This is a genomic window from Pseudomonas chlororaphis, from assembly GCF_001921865.1.
Classification (GTDB): domain Bacteria; phylum Pseudomonadota; class Gammaproteobacteria; order Pseudomonadales; family Pseudomonadaceae; genus Aquipseudomonas; species Aquipseudomonas chlororaphis_D.
This window is the reverse complement of record NZ_MSCT01000014.1, coordinates 156,538-181,204: the sequence shown is the minus strand read 5'-3', so window position 1 is coordinate 181,204 and position 24,667 is coordinate 156,538. Positions and strand designations below refer to the sequence as shown.

The window sequence follows — 24,667 nt, the reverse complement described above, 5'->3', positions numbered from 1 at the left end:
TACTCAATGCAGTTCAGCGAATTGATGGCAATTATTTCCACCCACCCGATCCGTCTTCAACAGGAAGAAGGCGACCTGGTGATCCTGGGGGACGACGAGGGGCTGGACGATGCGTTGTGGGACAACCTGGTGGCGCACAAGGCGCGCCTGCTGGAGCTGGTGGCCCGCCACGGCGGCGACTGGCTGAGCCCGGCGTTTCGCATCACCCCGGACATGCTGCCGCTGGTGGAGCTGGACCCGGCGGCCATCGAGCGCATCGTCGCCAGCGTGCCGGGCGGCGCGGCCAACGTGCAGGACATCTACCCGCTGGCGCCGCTGCAAGAGGGCATGCTCTACCACCATCTGTCCGCGCAGCAGGGCGACCCCTACGTGCTGCACGCGCAGTTCGCCTTCGCCAGCCGCGCGCGCCTGGAAGCCTTCGCCGAGGCCCTGCAATGGGTGATCGAACGTCACGACATCCTGCGCACCGCGCTGTTCTGGGAGCGCCTGGATGCGCCGGTGCAGGTGGTCTGGCGCGAGGCGCGGCTGACCTGCGAAGAGGTTCGCTTCGAGGTCGGCGGCGATGCGTTGGCGCAACTGCGGGCGCGTTTCGATGCCCGGCACTTCCGCCTCGACCTGCGCCAGGCGCCGCTGCTGCGCCTGGTGTTCGCCGAAGACCCGGAGCAGCAGCGGCTGGTCGGCATGCTGCTGTTCCATCACACGGTCATGGACCATACGGCGCTGGACCTGGTGCGCGAGGAAATCCACGCGCACCTGTCGGGCCGGGCCGAGGGCGTGGCCGCCGCCGTGCCGTTTCGCGACTATCTGGCCCAGGCGCGGCAGGGGGCGGACGAGCAGGCGCACGAGGCGTTCTTTCGCCAGATGCTCGGCGACATCGACGAGCCGACCCTGCCGTTCGGCCTGCGCGACGTGCAGGGCGACGGCCGCGGCATCGAGGAGCTGCGCCTCGACCTCGACGCGGGCCTGAGCCTGCGCTTGCGCGGCCAGTCCCGGCAACTGGGGGTGAGCACCGCGAGCCTGATGCACCTGGCGCTGGCCATGGTGCTGGGCAAGGTGTCGGGGCGCGCCGCGGTGGTGTTCGGCACCGTGCTGTTGGGGCGCATGGACGCCGGCGAAGGCGCCGAGCGCGCCCTGGGCATGTTTATCAATACCCTGCCGCTGCGGGTGGACGTCGGCGAGCAGGGCGCGCGGGCGGCGGTGCAGGCGACCCACCAGCGCCTGACCGCGCTGCTGGCCCACGAGCAGGCCTCCCTGGCCCTGGCCCAGCGTTGCAGCGCGGTGAGCGCGCCGACGCCGCTGTTCAGCGCCATGCTCAATTACCGGCACAGCGCCGCCGGCGACACGGCCGCGGTGATCGACATCGCCGAGGGCATCCAGGTGCTGGGTGCCGAGGAGCGCACCAACTACCCGCTGACGGTCAACGTCGACGACCTCGGCGAAGGCTTTCGCCTGACCCTGCTGGTCGCCGCCGAGATCGGCGCCGCGCGCGTCGGCGGTTACCTGCGCACCGCCCTGGAAAGCCTGGCCGAGGCCCTGGAGCAGAACCCGGACGCGCCGTTGCAGGGCCTGGACATCCTCCCGGCCGCCGAGCGCCAACAACTGCTGGACGGCCTCAACCCAAGCCCGCGCGCGTTTCCCGACAGCGCCCTGATCCATCAGCAAGTGGAAGCCCAGGCCGCGGCCCGGCCCGAGGCCGTGGCGCTGATCCACGAAGGCCAGTGCCTGACCTACGGCGAACTGAACGCGCGCGCCAACCAGCTGGCGCACCGCCTGCTGGCCCTGGGCATCCGCCCGGACGACCGGGTGGCGATCTGCGTCGAGCGCGGGCCGCAGATGATCGTCGGCCTGCTGGGCATCCTCAAGGCGGGCGCCGGCTATGTGCCCATCGACCCGGCCTATCCCGAGGAACGCATCCGCTACACCCTGGGCGACAGCGAACCGGTGGCGCTGCTGGTCCAGGCCGGCACCCGGCATTTGCTGGGCGATTCGCCGCTGGCGCTGCTCGACCTCGACAGCCCCGAGCTGCGCCTGGAGTCCCCCGACAACCCCGAAGTGCCGGGGCTGACCGCGGCGCACCTGGCCTATGTGATCTACACCTCCGGCTCCACCGGCTTGCCCAAGGGCGTGATGATCGAGCACCGCAACGTCGCGCGGCTGTTCTCGGCCACCCAGGCCTGGTTCGACTTCAACCCGCAGGATGTGTGGGCGCTGTTCCATTCCTTCGCCTTCGACTTTTCGGTCTGGGAAATCTGGGGCGCGCTGATCCACGGCGGCCAGTTGCTGGTGGTGCCGCAGTTGCTCAGCCGCTCGCCGGACGAGTGCTACGCGCTGCTGTGCGAGGCGGGGGTGAGCATTCTCAACCAGACCCCGAGCGCCTTCCGCCAGCTGATCGCGGCCCAGGAACGCAGCCCGTTGCAGCATTCCCTGCGCCAGGTGATCTTCGGCGGCGAGGCCCTGGATCCGGGCATGCTCAAGCCCTGGTACGCGCGCATCGGCAATGCCGGCACGCAGCTGGTGAACATGTACGGCATCACCGAAACCACGGTGCACGTGACCTACCGCCCGCTGGAAGCGGCGGACGCCCAGGGCCCGGGCGGTAGCCCCATGGGCGGGGCCAGCCCTATCGGCAGGCCGATCCCCGACCTGCGCCTGTATGTGCTCGACGCGCAGCGCGAGCCGGTACCGTTGGGGGTGGTCGGCGAGCTGTATGTCGGCGGCGCCGGGGTGGCGCGCGGTTACCTGAACCGCGAGCAACTGAACGCCGAGCGCTTTATCCGCGACCCGTTCCGCGAAGACGGCCAGCGCCTGTACAAGACCGGCGACCTGGCACGCTGGAACGCCGCGGGCGACCTGGAGTACCTGGGGCGCAACGACGATCAGGTGAAGATCCGCGGCTTTCGGATCGAGCTGGGGGAAATCGAGGCGCGGCTGGCGGCCTGCGCCGGGGTGCGTGAGGCGCTGGTGATCGCCCGCGAGGACGAACCCGGCGAGCGGCGCCTGGTGGCCTACCTGATCGCCGCCGAAGGGCTTGAGCTGGACGCGGCGGCCCTGCGCGACCAGTTGCTGCTGTCGCTGGCCGACTACATGCTGCCCAGCGCCTTCGTCCAGCTCGACGCCTGGCCGCTGACCACCAACGGCAAGCTCGACCGCAAGGCATTGCCGGCGCCGGACAGCGCGGCCCTGGCCCGGCGCGAATTCGAGGCGCCGCGGGGCGCGGTGGAAAGCCGCATCGCGGCGATCTGGCAGGAGCTGCTCAAGGTCGAGCGCGTGGGGCGCCACGACAATTTCTTCGAACTGGGCGGGCATTCGCTGCTGGCGGTCAAGCTGATCGAACGCATGCGCCAGGTCGAACTCGGCGCCGACGTGCGCGTACTGTTCGGCCAGCCGACCCTGGCCGCCCTGGCCGCGGCCGTTGGCGGGCAGCCTGAGGTGGCGGTGCCGGCCAACCGCATCGGCGCCGACTGCGCGCGCATCACCCCGGACCTGCTGCCCCTGGCGAACCTCGACCAGGCCGCCATCGACCGCCTGGTCGCCGGCATTCCCGGCGGCGTCGAGAATGTGCAGGACGTCTATGGCCTGGCGCCGTTGCAGGCGGGGATTCTCTATCACCACCTGGCCAGCGCCGAGGGCGACCCCTATGTGCTGCAAGTGCAGTGCGCCTTCCGCGGCCGGGACCAGGTCGAGGCCTTCGTCGGCGCCCTGGACAGCGTGATCGAACACCACGACATCCTGCGCAGCAGCGTGCACTGGGAAGGCCTGGACGAGCCGGTGCAAGTGGTCTGGCGCCAGGCGCCGCTGGTGGTCGAGCAACTGGAACCGCAGACCGACAGCGACGTCCTGGGCCAGTTGCAGCAGCGCTTCGACCCGCGGCATTACCGGCTGGACCTGGGCCGCGCCTCGCTGATGCGCTTCGCCTATGCCCGCGATGAGCGCAACGGGCGCTGGCTGGGGATTTTGCTGCTGCACCACATCCTGCTGGACCACACCGCGCTGGCCGCGCTGGTGGCGGACATGAGCGCCAGCCTGGCGGGGCAGGCCCGGCCGCTGGACGCCGCGGCGCAGTACCGCAACTACGTGGCCCAGGCCCGGCTCGGGGTCAGCGAGCAGGCCCATGAAGCCTTCTTTCGCGAGATGCTCGGCGACATCGACGAGCCGACCCTGGCCTTCGGCCTGGGGGACGTCAACCGCGACGGCAGCGGCATCGCCGAGACGCACCTGGGCCTGGACGCCGCCCTGGCCAAGCGCCTGCGCGCGCAGGCGCGGCAACTCGGGGTCAGCGCCGCGAGCCTGGTGCACCTGGCGTGGGCCCAGGTGCTGAGCCAGGTCACCGGCCGCGACGACGTGGTGTTCGGCAGCGTGCTGCTGGGCCGGATGCAGGGCGGCGCAGGCGCCGACCGGGCCCTGGGGATGTTTATCAATACCTTGCCGCTGCGGCTTGGCCTCGGCGCATTGGGCGTGCGCGACGGGGTGCGCGCCACCCACCAGCGCCTCGCGCAACTGCTCGGCCACGAGCATGCCTCCCTGGCCCTGGCCCAGCGCTGCAGCGGCGTGTCGGCGTCGCTGCCGCTGTTCAACAGCCTGCTCAATTACCGCCACAGCGCCGCCGAAGACGTCGCCTCGGTGGACGCCGTGGCCTGGGACGGGATCGAGATCATCAGCTCTGAAGAGCGCAGCAACTACCCGCTGGTGCTCAATGTCGACGACCGCGGCGACGCCTTCGAGCTGGTGGTGCAGACCCTGGCCGAGGTCGACGGCCCGCGCGTGGCCGGCTACATGCACAGTGCCTTGCAGGGGCTGGCGCAGGCCCTGGAACAGGCGCCGGACCGGCCGCTGCGCGAGCTGACGATACTGTCGAATGAAGAACGCCAGCGCCTGTTGCTGACCTTCAACGCCACCCGGCGCGACTACCCGCGCACGCAGACCGTGCACGGCCTGTTCGAGGCCCAGGCGCGGCTGCGGCCCGAGGCCGAGGCGGCGGTGCAGGGCGCGCGGAGCCTGAGCTACGACGCGCTGAACCGTCGCGCCAACCAGCTGGCCCACCGCTTGATCGGCCTCGGCGTGGCGCCGGGGGACCGGGTGGCGCTGTTGCTGGAACGTTCCCTGGACCTGCTGGTCGGCCAGTTGGCAGTGAGCAAATGCGCCGCGGTCTATGTGCCGCTGGACGCCCAGGCGCCGGCCGAACGCCAGGCCTTCATGCTCGACGACAGCGCGGCGAAAGTGCTGTTGAGCCATAGCCGCGAGGCGTGCGGCCACCGCGTCGCGCGGATCGACCTGGACCTGCCGGCGCCCGCCGGCCTGGCGGAGCACAACCCGGGGCTGGCGCAATCGTCCGAGGCGCTGGCGTACATCATGTACACCTCCGGTTCCACCGGTACGCCCAAGGGCGTGCTGGTGCCGCACCGGGCAATCGTGCGGCTGGTAATCAACAACGGCTACGCCGATTTCAACCCGCACGACCGCGTGGCGTTCGCCTCCAACCCGGCGTTCGACGCCAGCACCCTGGAAGTCTGGGCGCCCTTGCTCAACGGCGGTTGCGCGGTGGTGGTCGAGCAGGACGTGCTGCTGGCCCGCGACCATTTCTCCCGGCTGTTGCAAGCGCAGCGGGTCAGCGTGCTGTGGCTGACCGCGGGGCTGTTCCACCAGTACGCCGACGGCCTGATGGCGGCGTTCGGCCAACTGCGCTACCTGATCGTCGGCGGCGACGTGCTCGACCCGGCGGTAATCGCCCGGGTCTTGCAACAGGGCGCGCCGCGGCACCTGCTCAACGGTTACGGGCCGACCGAGGCCACGACCTTTTCCACCACCTTCGAAATCGCCGCGGTGGAGGCGGGCGGCATTCCCATCGGCCGGCCGATCGGCAACAGCCGCGCCTACGTGCTCGACGCGCAGCGGCAACCGCTGCCGATCGGCGCGGTCGGCGAGCTGTACATCGGCGGCGACGGCGTGGCCAAGGGCTACCTGAACCAACCGCAACTGACCGCCCAGGCGTTTATCGCCGACCCGTTCAGCCAGGCGGCGGCCGGCGAGGCGCCGGGCTTGCTGTACCGCACCGGCGACCTGGCGGCGTGGCGCGCCGACGGCACCTTGCTCTACCTGGGGCGCAACGACCAGCAGGTGAAACTGCGCGGGTTGCGCATCGAGCTGGGCGAGATCGAAGCGCGGCTGGCGTCTTGCCCGGGCGTGCGGGAGAGCGTGGTGCTGGCCCGCGAGGATGAGCCGGGGGACAAGCGCCTGGTGGCCTATTTCACCGTGACGGCCGACGTCCCGGCGCCGGACATCGAGCGCCTGCGCGCCCATCTGCACGAGCAATTGCCCGACTACATGGTGCCTTCGGCCTATGTGCGCCTGGACCGCCTGCCGCTGACCGCCAACGGCAAGCTCGACCGCAAGGCGCTGCCGGCGCCGGCGCGCGAGGATTTGCTCGACCGCGGCTTCGAGGCGCCAGAGGGCGCGCTGGAAATCGCCCTGGCGCGGATCTGGAGCGAGTTGCTCAAGGTCGAGCGCATCGGCCGTCATGACCACTTCTTCGAGCTGGGCGGGCATTCGCTGCTGGCGGTGAGCCTGATCGAACGCATGCGCCAGATCGGCCTCAGCGCCGACGTGCGCGTGCTGTTCCGCCAGCCGAGCCTGGCGGCCCTGGCCGCGGCGGTGGGCAGCGGCCGCGAAGTCGCGGTGCCGGCCAACCGTATCGGCGCCGACTGCCGGCGCATCACCCCGGACCTGCTGCCGCTGGTGCAGCTGGAGCAGGCCGAGATCGAGCGCATCGTCGCCCAGGTGCCCGGCGGCGCCGCCAATGTGCAGGACATCTACCCCCTGGCGCCGTTGCAGGAAGGCATTCTCTACCACCACATCAGCGCCGGGCAGGGCGACCCCTACCTGCTGCAATCGCGCATGGCCTTCGACAGCCTGGCGCGCTTGCAGGCCTTTGCCGGGGCCTTGCAGAAGGTCGTCGCGCGCCACGATATCCTGCGCACCGCGGTGCTCTGGGAGGGCCTGAAGCAGCCGGTGCAAGTGGTCTGGCGCGAGGCCGAGCTGCCCCTGCAACGGGTGCCGCTCGACCCGGCCGCCGGCGACGTGCTGGAACAGTTGCACGGCTGCTTCGACGCCCGCCATTACCGTCTCGACCTGAGCCAGGCGCCGCTGTTGCGCATGGTCTACGCCGAAGACCCGGACAACGGGCGGCTGGTGGCGATCCTGCTGTTCCATCACTTGGCCCTGGATCACACGGCGATGGCCGTGGTCGGCGAGGAAATGCGCGCCTTGCTGTTCGGCGAGGCCGACCGCCTGGGCGCCCCGGTGCCTTATCGCAACTACGTGGCCCAGGCACGCCTGGGCGCGGCGCAGGAGGAGCACGAGGTGTTTTTTTGCGAAATGCTCGGCGATATCGACGAGCCGACCCTGCCGTTCGGCCTGCAGGACGTGCAAGGCGACGGCCATGATATCGAGGAGGCCGAGCTGAGCCTGGACGCCGCGCTGAGCCTGCGCCTGCGGGCCCTGGCCCGGCAGTTGGGGGTGAGCGCGGCGAGCCTGATGCACCTGGCCTGGGCCCAGGTGCTGGGGCAGCTTGCCAACCGCCGCGAGGTGGTGTTCGGCACGGTGCTGATGGGCCGTATGCAGGGCGGCGCCGGGGCCGACCGGGCCCTGGGGATGTTTATCAATACCTTGCCGCTGCGGGTCGACCGCGGCCTGGGGGTGCAGGCCGCGGTGCAGGCGACCCACGCCCGGTTGAGCGCGCTGCTCGGCCACGAACACGCGTCCCTGGCCCTGGCCCAGCGGTGCAGCGGGGTGGCAGCCGCGGCGCCGTTGTTCAGCGCCTTGCTCAACTACCGCCACAGCCGGCCGCAGGACCTGGCGCAATCCGGGGAGGGCATCTGGCAGGGCGTCGAGCTGCTGGGCGGCGAAGAGCGCAGCAACTACCCGCTGACCCTGAGCGTCGACGACCTCGGCGCAGGCTTCGGCCTCCATGTGCTGACGCTGGCGAGCGTCGGCGCGCCGCGCATCTGCCAGTACCTGGAGCAGGTGCTGGAGCAATTGGCCCAAGCCCTGGAGCACACGCCCGAGCTGGCGCTGCAACGGCTGTCGATCCTGCCGCTGGCGGAACGCGAGCGCCTGCTGTCGGGCTTCAACGCCAGCGCCGCGGATTACCCGCGCGGGCAGACCGTCCACGGCCTGTTCGAGGCCCGCGCCGAAGCGGCCCCGGACGCCATCGCGCTGTTGCAGGGCGAGCACCGCCTGACCTACCGCCAGCTCAACCAGGCGGCCAACCAACTGGCCTGGCACCTGCTGGCCCGGGGCGTGCAGCCGGACGACCGGATCGCCCTCTGCGTGCGCCGCAGCCCGCAGATGCTGATCGGCCTGCTGGCGATCCTCAAGACCGGCGCCGCCTATGTGCCGATCGACCCGGCGCACCCGGCCGAACGCATCGCCTACCTGTTGCAGGACAGCGCGCCGGTGGCGGTGCTGGCGCAAGAGGCCACCCTCGGGTTGCTGGGCGAGGGCCTGCCGGTGATCGACCTGGCGTCCCGCGACTGGCAATACCGCCCCGTGACCAACCCCTGGCTGGCGCGACTGGGCCCGACCCACCTGGCCTATGTGATCTACACCTCCGGCTCCACCGGTTTGCCCAAGGGCGTGATGGTCGAGCACCGCAGCCTGGAAAACCTGGTGCACTGGCACTGCGCGGCGTTCGACCTGGGCCCGGGCAGCCACACCTCCAGCGTCGCCGGTTTCGGCTTCGACGCCATGGCCTGGGAGGTCTGGCCGGCGCTGTGCGCGGGCGCGACCCTGCATGTGCCGCCGACCGAGCTGGGCAACGAACAGATCGACGCGCTGCTCGACTGGTGGCGCGCCCAGCCGCTGGACGTCAGCTTCCTGCCGACCCCGGTGGCCGAATACGCCTTCAGCCAGGACCAGGAGCACCCGACCCTGCGCACCCTGCTGATCGGCGGCGACCGCCTGCGCCAGTTCGCCCGGAACCAGCGCTTCGCGGTGATCAACAACTACGGCCCGACCGAGGCCACGGTGGTGGCCACCTCAGGAAGGATGGCCGTGGGGCAGCCGCTGCATATCGGCAAGCCCATGGCCAATGCCCGGGTCTACCTGCTGGACGAGCAGTTGCAACCGGTGCCGGTGGGGGTTGCGGGCGAGCTGTACGTGGGGGGCGCCGGGGTGGCCCGGGGTTACCTGAACCGTCCGCAACTGACCGCCGAACGGTTTATCCAGGACCCGTTCGACAGCCAGCCGGATGCCCGCCTGTACCGCACCGGCGACCTGGCGCGCTGGCTGGCCGACGGCAGCATCGACTACCTGGGGCGCAACGACGACCAGGTCAAGGTACGCGGCATGCGTATCGAACCGGGGGAAATCGAAGCGGCCCTGGCCAGCCACCCGGCGCTGCGCGAATGCGTGGTGCTGGTGCGCGACGGGCGCCTGGTGGCCTGGTTCAGCGCCCAGGGCGAGGTGGCGAGCGACGCGTTGCGCGAGCACCTGCAAGGGCGCCTGCCCGAGTACATGCTGCCCGCGGCCTATGTGCGCCTGGACAGCCTGCCGCTGACCGCCAACGGCAAGCTCGACCGCAAGGCGCTGCCGGATCCGCAAGCGAGCGCCTTGCTCAGCCGCGGTTACCAGGCCCCCGAAGGCGAGGTGGAGGTCGCCCTGGCGGCGATCTGGAGCGACGTGCTCAAGGTCGAGCGGGTCGGCCGGCACGACCACTTCTTCGAGCTGGGCGGCCATTCGCTGCTGGCGGTGAGCGTGATCGAGCGCATGCGCCAGCTCGGCCTCGGCGCCGACGTGCGCGTGCTGTTCAGCCAGCCGACCCTGGCGGCGCTGGCCGCGGCGGTGGGCAACGGCCGCGAAGTCGAGGTGCCGGCCAACCGCATCGGCGTCGACTGCCAGCGCATCACCCCGGACCTGCTGCCGCTGGTGGCGCTGGACCAGGGCGCCATCGACCGGGTGCTGGAGACGGTCCCGGGCGGCGCCGCCAATGTGCAGGACATCTACCCCCTGGCGCCGTTGCAGGAGGGCATTCTCTACCACCACATCATGGCCGAGCAGGGCGATCCCTACCTGCTGCACGCCCAACTGGCGTTCGCCAGCCTGGAGCGCTTGCAGGCCTTCAGCCAGGCCCTGCAACAGGTGATCGCGCGCCACGACATCCTGCGTACCGGGGTGGTCTGGGAAGGCTTGCGCCAGCCGGTGCAAGTGGTCTGGCGCGAAGCGCCGCTGGCGGTGCGCGAGGTGCCGTGCGACCCGGCCGGCGGCGAGGTGCTGGCGCAACTGCACGCGCGCTTCGATGCCCGGCACTACCGCCTGGATATCGCCCGGGCGCCGCTGATCCAGCTGATGTACGCCGAAGACCCGGCCCACGCTCGCGTGGTGGCGGTGTTGCTGTTCCACCACCTGGCCATGGACCACAGCGCGCTGGACGTGGTGCGTCACGAACTCCAGGCTTTCCTGTTGGGCCAGGGCCGGCAACTGGGGCCGGCGGTGCCGTTTCGCAACTATGTGGCCCAGGCGCGCCTGGGCACCAGCGAGCAGGAACATGAGGCGTTCTTCCGCGAGATGCTCGGCGATATCGACGAGCCGACCCTGGCCTTCGGCTTGCAGGATGTGCGGGGCGATGGGCACGGGATCGAGGAGCGGCGGCTGCACCTGCCGGCGTCCCTCAACCAGGCCCTGAGAAGCCAGGCGCGGTGCCTGGGGGTGAGTACCGCCAGCCTGTTCCATCTGGCCTGGGCCCAGGTGCTGGCCGCCACTTCGGGCAAGCGCAGCGTGGTGTTCGGCACGGTGCTGGTGGGCCGGATGCAAGGCGGCGCGGGGGCCGACCGGGCGTTGGGGATGTTTATCAATACCCTGCCGCTGCGGGTCGATATCAATGGGCTGGACGTGCGTGCCGGCGTGCGCGCCGCCCATGCCCGGTTGACGGCATTGCTGGGGCACGAACACGCGTCCCTGGCCCTGGCGCAACGTTGCAGTGGCGTCGCCGCGCCGCTGCCGTTGTTCAGCGCCATGCTCAACTACCGCCACAGCGCTACCCCGCACCCGGCGCTGCAACAGGCCTGGGAGGGGATCGAAACCCTGGCCAGCGACGAGCGCACCAACTACCCGCTGACCCTCAACGTCGACGACCTCGGCGACGGCTATGAGCTGACCGCGTTGGTGGCCGCCGGGATCGGCGCGCAACGGGTCTGCGACTACATGCAGACCGCCCTGCAAGGGCTGGTGGAGGCCCTGGAGCAGGCGCCGCAAACGGCGCTGGAGCGCTTGCCGGTGATCACCGCCGAGGAGCGTCGGCAGCTGCTGGACGGCTTCAACGCCACCGCGCGCGACTACGACCTGGAGCAGACGATTCACGGGCTGTTCGAGGCCCAGGTCGAACGCACGCCCGAGGCCCAGGCGGTCAAGGCCGGCGCGCACTCGCTGAGCTACTGTGCCCTCAACCAGCGGGCCAACCAGCTGGCGCATTACTTGCGCGAACAGGGCGTGGGCCCGGATTCGCGGGTGGCGATCTGTGTCGAGCGCGGGCTGGAGATGGTGGTGGGCCTGTTGGCGATCCTCAAGGCCGGCGGCGGTTACGTGCCGCTGGACCCGGCGTACCCGCCGGAGCGCATTGCCTACATGCTCGAAGACAGCGCGCCGGTGGCGGTGCTGGCCCAGGGCGCGACCGGCCATCTGTTGGGCAACGTGCCGGTGATCGATATGGAGCGGCCGCTGTGGCAGGACCGGCCGCTGGACAACCCGCAGATTCCCGAGCTGACCCCGCGGCATCTGGTCTACGTGATCTACACCTCCGGTTCCACCGGCAAGCCCAAGGGGGTGATCAACGAACACCGCGCGGTGGTCAATCGCCTGTTGTGGATGCAGGAGGAATACGCCCTGGACGCCGCCGACGCGGTGCTGCAAAAGACCCCGTTCAGTTTCGATGTGTCGGTCTGGGAATTCTTCTGGCCGTTGATGACCGGCGCGCGACTGGTGATGGCCCGCCCCGAAGGCCACAAGGACCCGACCTACCTGGGCGAGGTGATCGAGGCCGAGCACATCAGCACCTTGCACTTCGTGCCGTCGATGCTCGACGTATTCCTCGCTCACGGCGACAGCGCACGCTGCGCCGGCCTGACGCGGGTGCTGTGCAGCGGCGAAGCCTTGCCGGGCAGCCTGGTGCGGCGCTTCAAGACGCAATTGCCGGGCACTGAGCTGCACAACCTCTACGGCCCGACCGAGGCGGCGGTGGACGTCACCGCCTGGAATTGCGCGGGCCCTGTCGAGCAGACCCCGGACAACACGCCGATCGGCAAACCCATTGCCAACACCCGAATGTACCTGCTGGACGAGCAGTTGCAGCCGGTGCCGCTGGGGGTGGTGGGCGAGTTGTATATCGGCGGGGTGCAGGTGGCGCGCGGCTATCTGCATCGCCCGCAACTGACCGCCGAACGTTTTCTCAAGGACCCGTTCCGCGACGAGCCGCAGGCCCGGATGTACCGCACCGGCGACGTCGGCCGCTACTTGCCGGACGGCGTCATCGAGTACCTGGGGCGCAACGACGATCAGGTGAAGATCCGCGGCTTGCGCATCGAGCTGGGGGAAATCCAGGCGCGCCTGACCCAGTTCCCTGGGGTCAAGGAAGCAGTGGTGGTGGCCCGCGAGGATGTGCCGGGGGACAAACGCCTGGTGGCCTATTTCACCCTCCAGGTGGCAGGCCAGGCCCTGGAAACCGAAGCGCTGCGCAGCCACCTGCTGGAGCAGCTGCCGGAGTACATGCTGCCGGCGCTGTTCGTGCCGCTGCCGGCCTTGCCCCTGAGCCCCAACGGCAAGCTGGACCGCAAGGCGCTGCCGGCGCCGGACCTGGAAGCGCTGCGGGTCCGCGAGTACGAGGCGCCGGTGGGCGATACCGAGATCCTGTTGGCGCGGATCTGGGCCGAGTTGTTGAACCTGGAGCGGGTGGGGCGGCACGACCATTTCTTCGAGCTGGGCGGGCATTCGCTGCTGGCCGTCAGCCTGGTCGGCCGCTTGCGCCAGGAAGGCATGGAAGCCGATGTCAGGGCGTTATTCGAACAGCCGACCCTGGCTGGATACGCCGCAATTACCGAACGAATGGAGATCGTCCTGTGAGCATGCTCGAACTGTTGGCGACACTGAAAGCCAAGGATATTCAACTGGCGCTCAAGGGCGATCAACTGCTGGTGCAAGGCAACAAGCAAGCGTTGAGCGAACCGGCGGTGCTGGCCCTGCTGCGCGAACACAAGCCGGCGCTGATCGAGCTGATCCGCGCCGGCGACTACAGCGCGAGCAAGGCCGGGCAGGTCGAGGTGCCGGCCAACGTGATCGCCGTCGACGCCGAGCGGATCACCCCGGCCATGCTGCCGCTGGCCAGCCTCGACCAGGAGGCCATCGACCGTATTGTCGCCAGCGTTCCCGGCGGGGTGGCCAACGTGCAGGACATCTACCCGCTGGCGCCGTTGCAGCGAGGCATCCTCTATCACCACGCGAGCGCCGCCCAGGGCGACCCCTATGTGCTCCAGGCGCAGTTCGCCTTTACCGATGCCGGGCGCCTGGCGGCCTTTGCCGAAGCCTTGCAGGGGGTGATCGACCGCCATGACATCCTGCGTACGGCGGTGCATTGGCAGGGCCTGGAGGAGCCGGTGCAAGTGGTCTGGCGCCAGGCCGCGCTGGTGTGCGAGGAGATCGGCCTCGACCCGGCGGCCGGCGAGGTGGCCGAGCAGTTGCGCGCGGCGTTCGACCCCCGGCATTACCGCCTGGACGTGACCCGGGCACCGCTGATCCGGCTGATGCACGCCTCCGACCCGGCGCGCCAGCGGGTGGTGGCGGTCTTGCTGTTTCATCATATGGCCCTGGACCACAGCGCCCTGGACGTGGTGCGCCACGAGCTCCAGGCGTTCCTCTCGGGCGAGGGCCGGCAATTGGGGCCGGCGGTGCCGTTTCGCAACTACGTGGCCCAGGCGTGCCTGGGCACCAGCGAGCAGGAACATGAGGCGTTCTTTCGCCAGATGCTCGGCGATATCGACGAGCCGACCCTGCCGTTCGGTTTGCAGGACGTGCAAGGCGACGGCAGCGCCATCGGCGAATTCGACCTGCCGCTCGCCGCGCCGCTGAGCCAGGGGCTGCGCCAGCAGGCGCGGCAGGCGGGGGTGAGCGCCGCGAGCCTGTTCCACCTGGCCTGGGCCCTGGTGCTGGGCGCGTTGTCGGGCCGCCAGCAGGTGGTGTTCGGCACGGTGCTGATGGGGCGTATGCAGGGCGGCGGCGACAACGACCGGGCCCTGGGCATGTTCATCAACACCTTGCCGCTGCGGGTGAGCCTGGGCGCGCAGTCGGTGCAGGACGCGCTCAAGGCCACCCACGGGCGCCTGACCGCCTTGTTGCGCCACGAACACGCACCCCTGGCCCTGGCCCAGCGGTGCAGCGGGGTGGCGGCGCCGACGCCGCTGTTCAGCGCCTTGCTCAACTACCGGCACAGCGCCGCGCCGGCCGCCGTCGAGCCGAGCGCGGCCTGGCAGGGCATCAGCAACCTCAGCGCGCACGAGCGCAGCAACTACCCGCTGACCCTGAGCGTCAACGACCTGGGCGAAGGGTTCAGCCTGAGCCTGCTGGCCGTCGAGTCGGTCGACGCGGCGCGGATCTGCGGCTATATGCAGGCGGCCCTGGAACAACTGGTCCAGGCCCTGGAGCAGGCCCCGCAGCGGGCGCTGGAACAGCTGTCGATCCTCGCGCCGGCCGAGCGCGAGCACCTGCTGCATGGCTTCAATGCCAGCCATCGGCAATTCCCCGCGCCGCAGACCGTGCACCGGCGCATCGAGGCCCGGGCCGCGGCGACCCCGCACGCCCTGGCGGCGGTCTGCCTGGAGCAGTCGCTGAGCTATGCCGAGTTGAACGCGCGGGCCAATGCCCTGGCCCATCACCTGCGCACCCTCGGGGTCGGGCCCGACGAGCGGGTCGCCATCGTTGCCCGCCGCGGCCTGGAGACCCTGGTCGGGCTGCTGGCGATCCTCAAGGCCGGCGCCGCCTATGTGCCGGTGGACCCGGCGCACCCGGCGGAACGCATCGCCTACCTGTTGCAGGACAGCGCGCCGCGGGCGGTGCTGAGCCAGTCCGGGCTGCTGGCGCGGTTGCCGGCGCTGACCGTGCCGGTGATCGCCCTCGATACGTTCGACGGCAAGGCGCATTCGCCAGACAACCCGCAGGTGCCCGGGCTGAGCCCGGCGAACCTCGCCTATGTGATCTACACCTCCGGCTCCACCGGCCTGCCCAAGGGCGTGATGGTCGAGCACCGCAGCCTGGAAAACCTGGTGCACTGGCACTGCGCGGCGTTCGACTTGGGCCCGGGCAGCCACACCTCCAGCGTCGCCGGTTTCGGTTTCGACGCCATGGCCTGGGAGGTCTGGCCGGCGCTGTGCGTGGGTGCGACCCTGCACCTGCCGCCGGCCGAGCTGGGCAACGAACAGATCGACGCGCTGCTCGACTGGTGGCGCGCCCAGCCGCTGGACGTCAGCTTCCTGCCGACCCCGGTGGCCGAATACGCCTTCGGCCAGGATCAGGAGCACCCGACCCTGCGCACCCTGCTGATCGGCGGCGACCGCCTGCGCCAGTTCGCCCGGAACCAGCGCTTCGCGGTGATCAACAACTACGGCCCGACCGAAGCCACGGTGGTCGCCACCTCCGGGCGCGTCGAGGCGGGAGGGCCGTTGCATATCGGCCAGCCGGTGGCCAATGCCCGGGTCTACCTGCTGGACGAGCAGTTGCAACCGGTGCCGGTGGGCGTGGCGGGCGAACTTTACGTCGGCGGCGCCGGGGTGGCCCGGGGTTACCTGAACCGTCCGGAACTGAGCGCCGAGCGCTTTATCGACGATCCGTTCAGCGACCTGGCCGATGCCCGTCTGTACCGCACCGGCGACCTGGCGCGCTGGCTGGCCGATGGCAGCATCGAGTACCTGGGGCGCAACGACGACCAGGTGAAGATCCGCGGCGTGCGGATCGAGTTGGGGGAAATCGAGACTTGCCTCAACCAGTTGCCGGGCATCCAGGAAGCTGTGGTACTGGCCCGCGAGGACGAGCCCGGGCACCCGCGGCTGGTGGCGTATTTCACCGCGCAGCCGCAGGTCGAGGCGCTGGCGGTGGGCGAACTGCGGGCCTGCCTGATGGCCCGGTTGCCCGACTACATGGTGCCGACGGCCTATGTGCCGCTCGACAGCCTGCCGCTGACCGCCAACGGCAAGCTGGACCGCAAGGCCCTGCCCAAACCCCAGGACGACGCGCTGTTCTCCCGCGCCTACGAGGCCCCGCAAGGCGAACTGGAACAGGCCCTGGCGCAGATCTGGGCCGAGGTGCTCAAGGTCGAGCGGGTCGGGCGCCAGGATCACTTCTTCGAGCTGGGCGGCCACTCGCTGCTGGCGATGCGCATGGTCTCCCAGGTCCGCCAGCGCCTCGGGGTGGAGCTGGCCCTCGGCGAGCTGTTCGCCAATGCCGAGCTGGCGGCCGTGGCCCGGGTGCTGGCGGAGGCGGGGCGCAGCACGCTGCCGCCGATCCTGCCGGCGCCGCGCGACGAGCCGCTGCCGCTGTCGTTCGCCCAGCAACGCCTGTGGTTCCTGGCACAGATGGGCGGCGCCAGCGCCACCTACAACATTCCCCTGGGCCTGCGCCTGCGCGGGCGGCTCGACGTGAGCGCGCTGCAACGGGCGCTGGCGCGGATCGTCGCGCGCCACGAAAGCCTGCGCAGCCGCTTTGTCGCCTGTGACGACGAGCCGCGGGTGCTGCTGGCCGCCGCCGACGAGGCGCTGGACCTGCCCGTCGAGGACCTGCGCCATCGGCCCCAGGCCCAGCAGACCGTGCAGGCGTTGCTGCGGGAGGAGGCCGCCGAGCCGTTCGACCTGCAGCGCGGGCCGCTGTTGCGCGGGCGGCTGCTGGCGCTGGCCGACGACGAACATGTCTTGCTCCTGACCCTGCACCACATCATCACCGACGGCTGGTCCATGGGCGTGCTGACCGGCGAGCTGACGGCGCTGTACCAGGCCTTCAGCCAGGGCCGGGACGACCCGCTGCCGCCGCTGGCGGTGCAGTACGGCGACTTTGCCCTGTGGCAGCGGCGCTGGCTCGACGGCGAGCTGCTGCAACGCCAGGGCGCCTATTGGCAACAGGCCCTGGGCGGGGCGCCGGCCTTGCTGATGCTGCCCACCGACCGCCCGCGCCCGGCGCAGCAGGACCACCGGGGGCAACGCCTCGAGGTGCTACTGGACGAGCCGTTGAGCGCCGCGCTCAAGGCCCTGGCCCAGCGCCATGGCTGCACGCTGTACATGGTCATGATGGCGGCCTGGGCGCAGTTGCTCGCGCGTCTGGCCGGACAGGCCGAGGTGGTGATCGGCTCGCCGGTGGCCAACCGCGCGAACGCCGAAGTCGAAGGGCTGATCGGCCTGTTCGTCAACACCCTGGCGGTGCGGATCGACACCGCGGGCGCGCCGAGCGTCGAGGCGCTGCTGGCCCGGGTCAAGGCCTGCACCCTGCAAGCCCAGGCCCATCAGGACCTGCCGTTCGAGCGGGTGGTGGAGCTGTTGCGGCCGGTGCGCAGCCTGTCCCACAGCCCGCTGTTCCAGACCCTGCTGAGCTGGGAAAACCACGACGGCCCGCAACTGGAGCTGGGCGAACTGCGCCTGGAAGGGCTGGCGGCGGCGGGTGAAGTGGCCAAGTTCGACCTGTCCCTGAGCCTGGGCGAGGTGCGCGGGCGCATCGGCGGTTCGCTGGAATACGCCACGGCGCTGTTCGACGCCGCCACCCTGCAACGCTACCTCGGCTACTTCACCCGGCTGTTGCAGGCCATGGTCGGCAACGATCAGGCGCCGCTGGAGCAGGTCGCGTTGCTGGACGAGCGCGAGCGCCGGCAGTTGCTGGAAGGCCTCAATGCCACCGCCCGCGACTACGACCTGGAGCAAACCATCCATGGGTTGTTCGAGGCCCAGGCGCAGCGCACGCCCGAGGCGCTGGCGGTCAAGGCCGGCGCGCAGTCGCTGAGCTACCGCGCCCTCAACCAGCGGGCCAACCAGCTGGCGCATTACCTGCGCGAGCAGGGCGTGGGCCCGGATTCGCGGGTGGCGATCTGCGTCGAGCGCGGGCTGGAGATGGTGGTGGGCCTGCTGGCGATCCTCAAGGCCGGCGGCGGTTATGTGCCGCTGGACCCGGCGTACCCGCCGGAGCGCATCGCCTACATGCTCGAGGACAGCGCGCCGGTGGCGGTGCTGGCCCAGGGCGCGACCCGCGGCTTGCTCGGCGAGGTGCCGGTGATCGACCTGGAGCGGCCGCTGTGGCAGGACCGGTCGCTGGACAACCCGCGGATTCCCGAGCTGACCCCGCGGCATCTGGTCTACGTGATCTACACCTCCGGTTCCACCGGCAAGCCCAAGGGGGTGATCAACGAGCATCGCGCGGTGGTCAACCGCCTGCTGTGGATGCAGGAGGAATACGCCCTGGACGCCGCCGACGCGGTGCTGCAAAAGACCCCGTTCAGCTTCGACGTCTCGGTCTGGGAGTTCTTCTGGCCGCTGATGACCGGCGCGCGGCTGGTGATGGCCCGCCCCGAAGGCCACAAGGACCCGGCCTACCTGGGCGAGGTGATCGAGGCCGAAAAGATCAGCACCTTGCACTTCGTGCCGTCGATGCTCGACGTATTCCTCGCTCACGGCGACAGCGCACGTTGCGCCGGCCTGACGCGGGTGCTTTGCAGCGGCGAAGCCTTGCCGGGCAGCCTGGTGCGGCGTTTCAAGACGCAATTGCCGGGCACTGAGCTGCACAACCTCTACGGCCCGACCGAGGCGGCGGTGGACGTCACCGCCTGGCACTGCGCGGGCCCTGTCGAGCAGACCCCGGACAACACGCCGATCGGCAAACCGATCGCCAACACCCGAATGTACCTGCTGGACGAGCAGTTGCAGCCGGTGCCGCTGGGGGTGGTGGGCGAGCTGTATATCGGCGGGGTGCAAGTGGCGCGCGGTTATCTGCATCGCCCGCAACTGAGCGCCGAACGTTTTCTCAAGGACCCGTTCCGCGACGAGCCGCAGGCCCGGATGTACCGCACCGGCGACGTCGGCCGTTACTTGCCGGACGGCGTGATCGAGTACCTGGGGCGCAACGACGATCAGGTGAAGATCCGCGGCCTGCGCATCGAACTGGGAGAGATCCAGGCGCGCCTGACCCAGTTCCCCGGGATCAAGGAGGCGGTGGTGGTGGCCCGCGAGGATGTGCCGGGCGACAAGCGCCTGGTGGCGTACTACACCACCGAGGCGGCGAACGCCGCGCCGGAGGCCGAAGCCCTGCGCAGCCACCTGCTGGAGCAGTTGCCGGAGTACATGCTGCCGGCCGCGTTCGTGCCGCTGGATGCCTTGCCCCTGAGCCCCAACGGCAAGCTGGACCGCAAGGCGCTGCCGGCGCCGGACCTGGAAGCGTTGCGGGTCCGCGAGTACGAGGCGCCGGTGGGCGATACCGAGATCCTCCTGGCGCAGATCTGGGCCGAGTTGTTGAACCTGGAACGGGTGGGGCGGCACGACCATTTCTTCGAGCTGGGCGGGCATTCGCTGCTGGCGGTCAACCTGATCGCGCGGATGCGCCGGGTCGGCCTGGCGGCGGATGTGCGGGTGCTGTTCGGCCAGCCGACCCTGGCCGCGCTGGCGGCGGCCGTGGGCGACGGGCGCGAGGTGGCGGTGCCGGCCAACGGCATCGTCCCCGGGGCCGAGCGGATCGTTCCGGCGATGCTGCCGCTGGCCAGCCTCGACCAGGAGGCCATCGAGCGCCTTGTCGCCAGCGTGCCCGGCGGCGTCGCCAACGTGCAGGACATCTACGCCCTGGCGCCGTTGCAGGCGGGCATCCTCTATCACCATATCGCCGCCCGCCAGGGCGACCCCTATGTGCTCCAGGCGCAGTTCGCCTTTGCCAGCCCGGAACGCCTGGCGGCGTTTGTCCTGGCCTTGCAAGCGGTGATCGAGCGCCACGACATCCTGCGCAGCTCGATGCACTGGAAGGGCCTGGAAGAACCGGTGCAAGTGGTCTGGCGCCAGGCCCCGCTGGTCTGCGAGGCGGTGGCGGTGGACGCCGCGCAGGGCGATGTACTGGGCCAGTTGCAGGCGCGTTTCGAGCCGCGCCAGTATCGCCTGGACCTCGCCCAGGCGCCGCTGCTGCGCCTGGTGCACGCCCACGACCCGGTCAACCGGCGCGTGGTGGCGCTGCTGCTGTTCCATCACCTGGTCATGGACCACCTCGCCCTGGAGGTGCTGCAGTATGAAATGCAGGCCTGGCTGCTGGGCGAGGGCGAACACCTGGGGCCGGCGGTGCCGTACCGCAACTACGTGGCCCAGACCCGCCTGGGCGTCGGCGAGCAGGAGCACGAGGCGTTCTTTCGCCAGATGCTGGCGGACTTCGACCAACCGACCCGGCCGTTCGCCCTGGCGGCGCCGACCGGCGAGGGCGACAGCGAAGCCGCGCAGGTGCTGCTCGACAGCGGCTTGAGCCGCCGCCTGCGGGTCCAGGCCCGGCAGCTGGGGATCGGCGTCGCGAGCCTGATGCACCTGGCCTGGGCCCAACTGCTGAGCCGGGTGTCGAACCAGTCGTCGGTGGTCTTCGGCACCGTGCTGCTGGGGCGGATGCAGGGCGGCGAAGGCGCGGAGCGGGCGCTGGGGGTGTTTATCAACACCTTGCCGCTGCGGGTTGACCTGGCCGACCAGGAGGTGGCCGAAGCGGCCCTGGCCACCCACGGGCGCCTGAGCCAGTTGCTCGGCCACGAACATGCGCCGCTGGCGCTGGTGCAGCGTTGCAGCGCGGTGGCGCCGGCCACGCCGCTGTTCAGCACCTTGCTCAACTACCGCCACAGCGCCCCGGCCGAGGCGCTGGCGGACGCTGCCGCGACGGCCTGGCAGGGCATGCAATTGCTCAACGCCGAAGAGCGCAGCAACTACCTGCTGACCCTGAGCGTCGACGACCTGGGCGAGGATTTCCAGCTGACCGCCCTGGCGCTGCCGGGCATCGGCGCGCAGCGCATCTGCGGCTATATGCAGGTGGTCCTGGAGCACCTGGCGCAGGCCCTGGAGCAGGCGCCGCAGACACCGGTCGAAACCCTGGAGATTCTCGGCGCCGAGGAACGCCGGCAACTGCTCGAGGGCTTCAATGCCAGCGCCCGCGACTTCCCCCACGAGCAGACCGTGCACCGGCTGTTCGAGGCCCAGGCCCGGGCCCGCCCCGAGGCCACGGCCGCGGTGCATGGCCCGCAGGCGCTGAGCTACGGCCAGCTCAACGCCCGGGCCAACCGGCTGGCCCACCATCTGCTGGCCCTGGGCGTGTGCCCGGGGGCTACGGTGGCGATTCTCCTGGAGCGTTCCCTGGACTTGCTGGTCAGCCAGCTGGCCGTCTGCAAGTGCGCGGCGGTCTATGTGCCGCTCGACCGCCATGCGCCGGCCGAGCGCCAGGGGTTCATCCTCGAGGACTGCCAGGCGGCGCTGTTGCTGACCCGCAGCGACGAAACCCTGGGCGGCGCGGTGCGCCGGGTCGAGCTGGACCGCCTGGACCTGGCCGGCCAGCCGAACCACGACCCGGGGCTGGAGCAATCCAGCGAAGCGGTGGCGTACATCATGTACACCTCCGGTTCCACCGGCGCCCCCAAGGGCGTGCTGGTGCCGCACCGGGGCATCACCCGCCTGGTGCTGAACAACGGCTACGCCGATTTCAACGCCGGCGACCGCGTGGCGTTCGCCTCCAACCCGGCGTTCGACGCCAGCACCATGGACGTCTGGGGCGCCTTGCTCAACGGCGCCCAGGTGCAGGTGATCGACCATCACACGCTGCTCGACCCGCTGCGTTTCGGCGCGGCGCTGAAAAGCACCGGCAGCAGCGTGCTGTTCGTCACCACGGCGCTGTTCAACCAGTACGTGCAGCTGATTCCCGAGGCCCTCAAGGGCCTGCGGATTCTCCTGTGCGGCGGCGAACGGGCCGACCCGGCGGCGTTCCGGCGCTTGCTGGCGCAGGCGCCGGACCTGCGCCTGGTGCATTGCTACGGCCCCACCGAAACCACCACCTACGCCACCACCCACGAGGTGCGAACGCTGGCGGCGGACGCCGAGAGCGTGCCGGTGGGCCGGCCGATCTCCAACACCCAGGTGTATGTGCTCGACGCCCGGCAACAGCCGGTGCCCCAGGGCGTGGTGGGCGAGATCTACATTGGCGGCCACGGCGTGGCCAAGGGCTACCTGAACCGGGCCGCGCTGACCGCCGAGAAGTTTCTCCACGACCCGTTCAACCCGCGGCCGGATGGCCTGATGTACCGCACCGGCGACCTTGGGCGCTGGCTCGACCAGGGCCTGCTGGAGTGCCTGGGGCGCAACGACGACCAGGTGAAGATCCGTGGCTTTCGCATCGAGCTGGGCGAGATCGAAGCGCGCCTGGCGACGTGCCCGGGGGTCAGGGAAGTGGTGGTGCTGGCCCGCGAGGACGAGCCCGGCGACAAGCGCCTGGTGGCGTATTGCAGCCTGGAGCGGCCGGTGTCGGTCGAGCAGTTGCGGGGTTATCTGCAGGGCCGCCTGCCGGACTACATGGTGCCCGCGGCCTATGTGCTGCTGGAGCGGTTGCCGCTGACCGGCAACGGCAAGGTCGACCGCAAGGCGCTGCCGGCGCCGCAACTGGACGCCCTGGCGCACGCGGTGTACGAGGCCCCGGTCGGCCCGTTGGAGCAGCGCCTGGCGCAGGCCTGGGCCGAGGTGCTGAAGCTTTCGCAGGTCGGGCGCCACGACAGTTTCTTCGAGCTGGGCGGCCATTCGCTGCTGGCGATCCGCCTGGTCAACCTGCTGCAAGAGGCCGGCCTGGAATTGACCCTGGCCGAGCTGTTCGAGCACGCCAGCGTCGCCTCGGTCGCCGCCTTGCTGGGCCAGCGCGACGCCGCCCCGCAACGCGACGAGACGCTGGTCAGGGTGCGCAGCGGCGGCAGCCAGCCGCCGCTGTTCCTGGTCCATGAATTCAGCGGCCTGGATGTGTATTTCCCGGCGCTGGGCCAGCACATTCCCGGCGACTTCCCGATCTACGGCCTGCCCGGGGTCGCCCTCGGCCAGCCGCAGCTGCACACCATGCAATGCCTGGCTGCGCGCCTGGTGACGATCATCCGCGGGGTCCAGGCCGAAGGGCCGTATCGCCTGGCGGGCTGGTCGTTCGGCGGGGTACTGGCCTACGAGATCGCCCTGCAACTGATCGGCCAGGACCAGCCGGTGGAATTCCTCGGCCTGATCGACAGCTACGTGCCGCGCCTGACCGACCAGGGCAAGGCGCGCTGGTCCGGCGACAACGCCCTCAAGCTGCACCTGTTGCTGCAATGCAGCCTGTACTGGAAAGCCCAGGGCGCCGCTGGCGGCGCGGCGCTGGCCAGCCTCGACGGCTTGCAGCGGCAACTGGACGAGCTGGACGTCGCCGCGCTGCTGCGCCGCTGCCGCAGCGAACAGCTGCTGTACCCGGAGATGGCCGCGGCGTCGGACACCGACCTGCTGTATTTCCTCGAACGCGAAGTCGGCCACGGCCATGCCCTGGCGCACTACAGCCTGGCCGCCTACCCGCTGCCGGTGCACCTGTTCTGCGCCGAGGAGCGGCCCACCGAGTTGTCGCGGCGCAGCCGGCGGCTGGGCTGGGACGCGGTGCTGGCGGCGGATCGCCTGCGGGCGATCGACGTGCCGGGCGACCACCAGAGCATGATGCAGGCGCCGCATATCCGGGCGCTCGGCCGGGCCATGGGCGAAGCCTTGCAGGCCTCGGCGGCGGAGCATGCCGCGGCGGCGCCGCGAACGCCCTATCAGCCGGTGCTGAGGATCCAGGGCGGGGCGGCGGGGCAGTGGCCGATCGTCTGCGTGCCGGGGGCCGGCGACAGCGTCACCGGGTTTATCGGCCTGACCGACGCCCTGGGCCCGGACTGGCCGATCCTCGGCCTGCAACCTCGCGGCCTGGAGGGCGACGCGGTGCCCCACAGCCGGGTCGAGAGCGCCGCGGCGTACTACCTCGACGCGTTGGAGCAGCAGTACCCGACGGGGCCGCTGCACCTGATCGGCCATTCCTTCGGCGGCTGGGTGGCGTTCGAAATGGCCGTGCTGCTAGAGGCCAAGGGGCGCGAGGTGGCGTCCCTGACCCTGATCGACAGCGAAGCCCCGGGCGGCGACGGCGTGGTCGGCAAGCCCTATACCACCACCGCGGCCCTGCATCGGCTGATCGACGCCATGCAACTGGCCTCGGGCCAATCCCTGGGCATCGACCCGCGGGCGTTCGCCATGGCCGAGGACGTGGCGCAGCTGGAGCAGTTGCATGCCGGCATGGTCCGCGTCGGCCTGATGTCGCCGCGCTCCACGCCCGAGGCCATGCACGGGCCGGCCCGCACCTTCGCCAGCGCCCTGCGCACCTTGTATCAGCCGCGCCAACGCTACCAGGGCCGGGCGCGCCTGGTGCTGGCGGACGACCCGGGCCTGGATGCCGCCGGCAACCGACGGGAGCAGCAGGCCATGGTCGAGGGCTGGCGCGGGCAGGTGGCCGGGCTGGAGGTCTGGCATGGCCCCGGCAACCATTTCAGCCTGCTCAAGGCGCCCCATGTGGCGAGCCTGGCGGCCTGGTGGCACGAGGGCCGGTCGGTGCCGACGGGAGAGGGGGTGTCATAGGGCGGGCG

At 70.5% G+C, this 24,667-nt stretch carries 2 protein-coding genes; both read left to right on the top strand.

Going from position 1 to position 24,667, the window contains the following annotated elements:
- Positions 1-6 precede the first annotated feature (6 nt).
- Positions 7-13,107, top strand: coding sequence for a non-ribosomal peptide synthetase (locus BTN82_RS17290; protein WP_075120340.1), 13,101 nt, complete (start codon positions 7-9; stop codon positions 13,105-13,107).
- Positions 13,104-24,659, top strand: coding sequence for a non-ribosomal peptide synthetase (locus BTN82_RS17285; protein WP_075120339.1), 11,556 nt, complete (start codon positions 13,104-13,106; stop codon positions 24,657-24,659). Before BTN82_RS17290 ends, BTN82_RS17285 begins: the two co-directional genes overlap by 4 nt.
- Positions 24,660-24,667 lie beyond the last annotated feature (8 nt).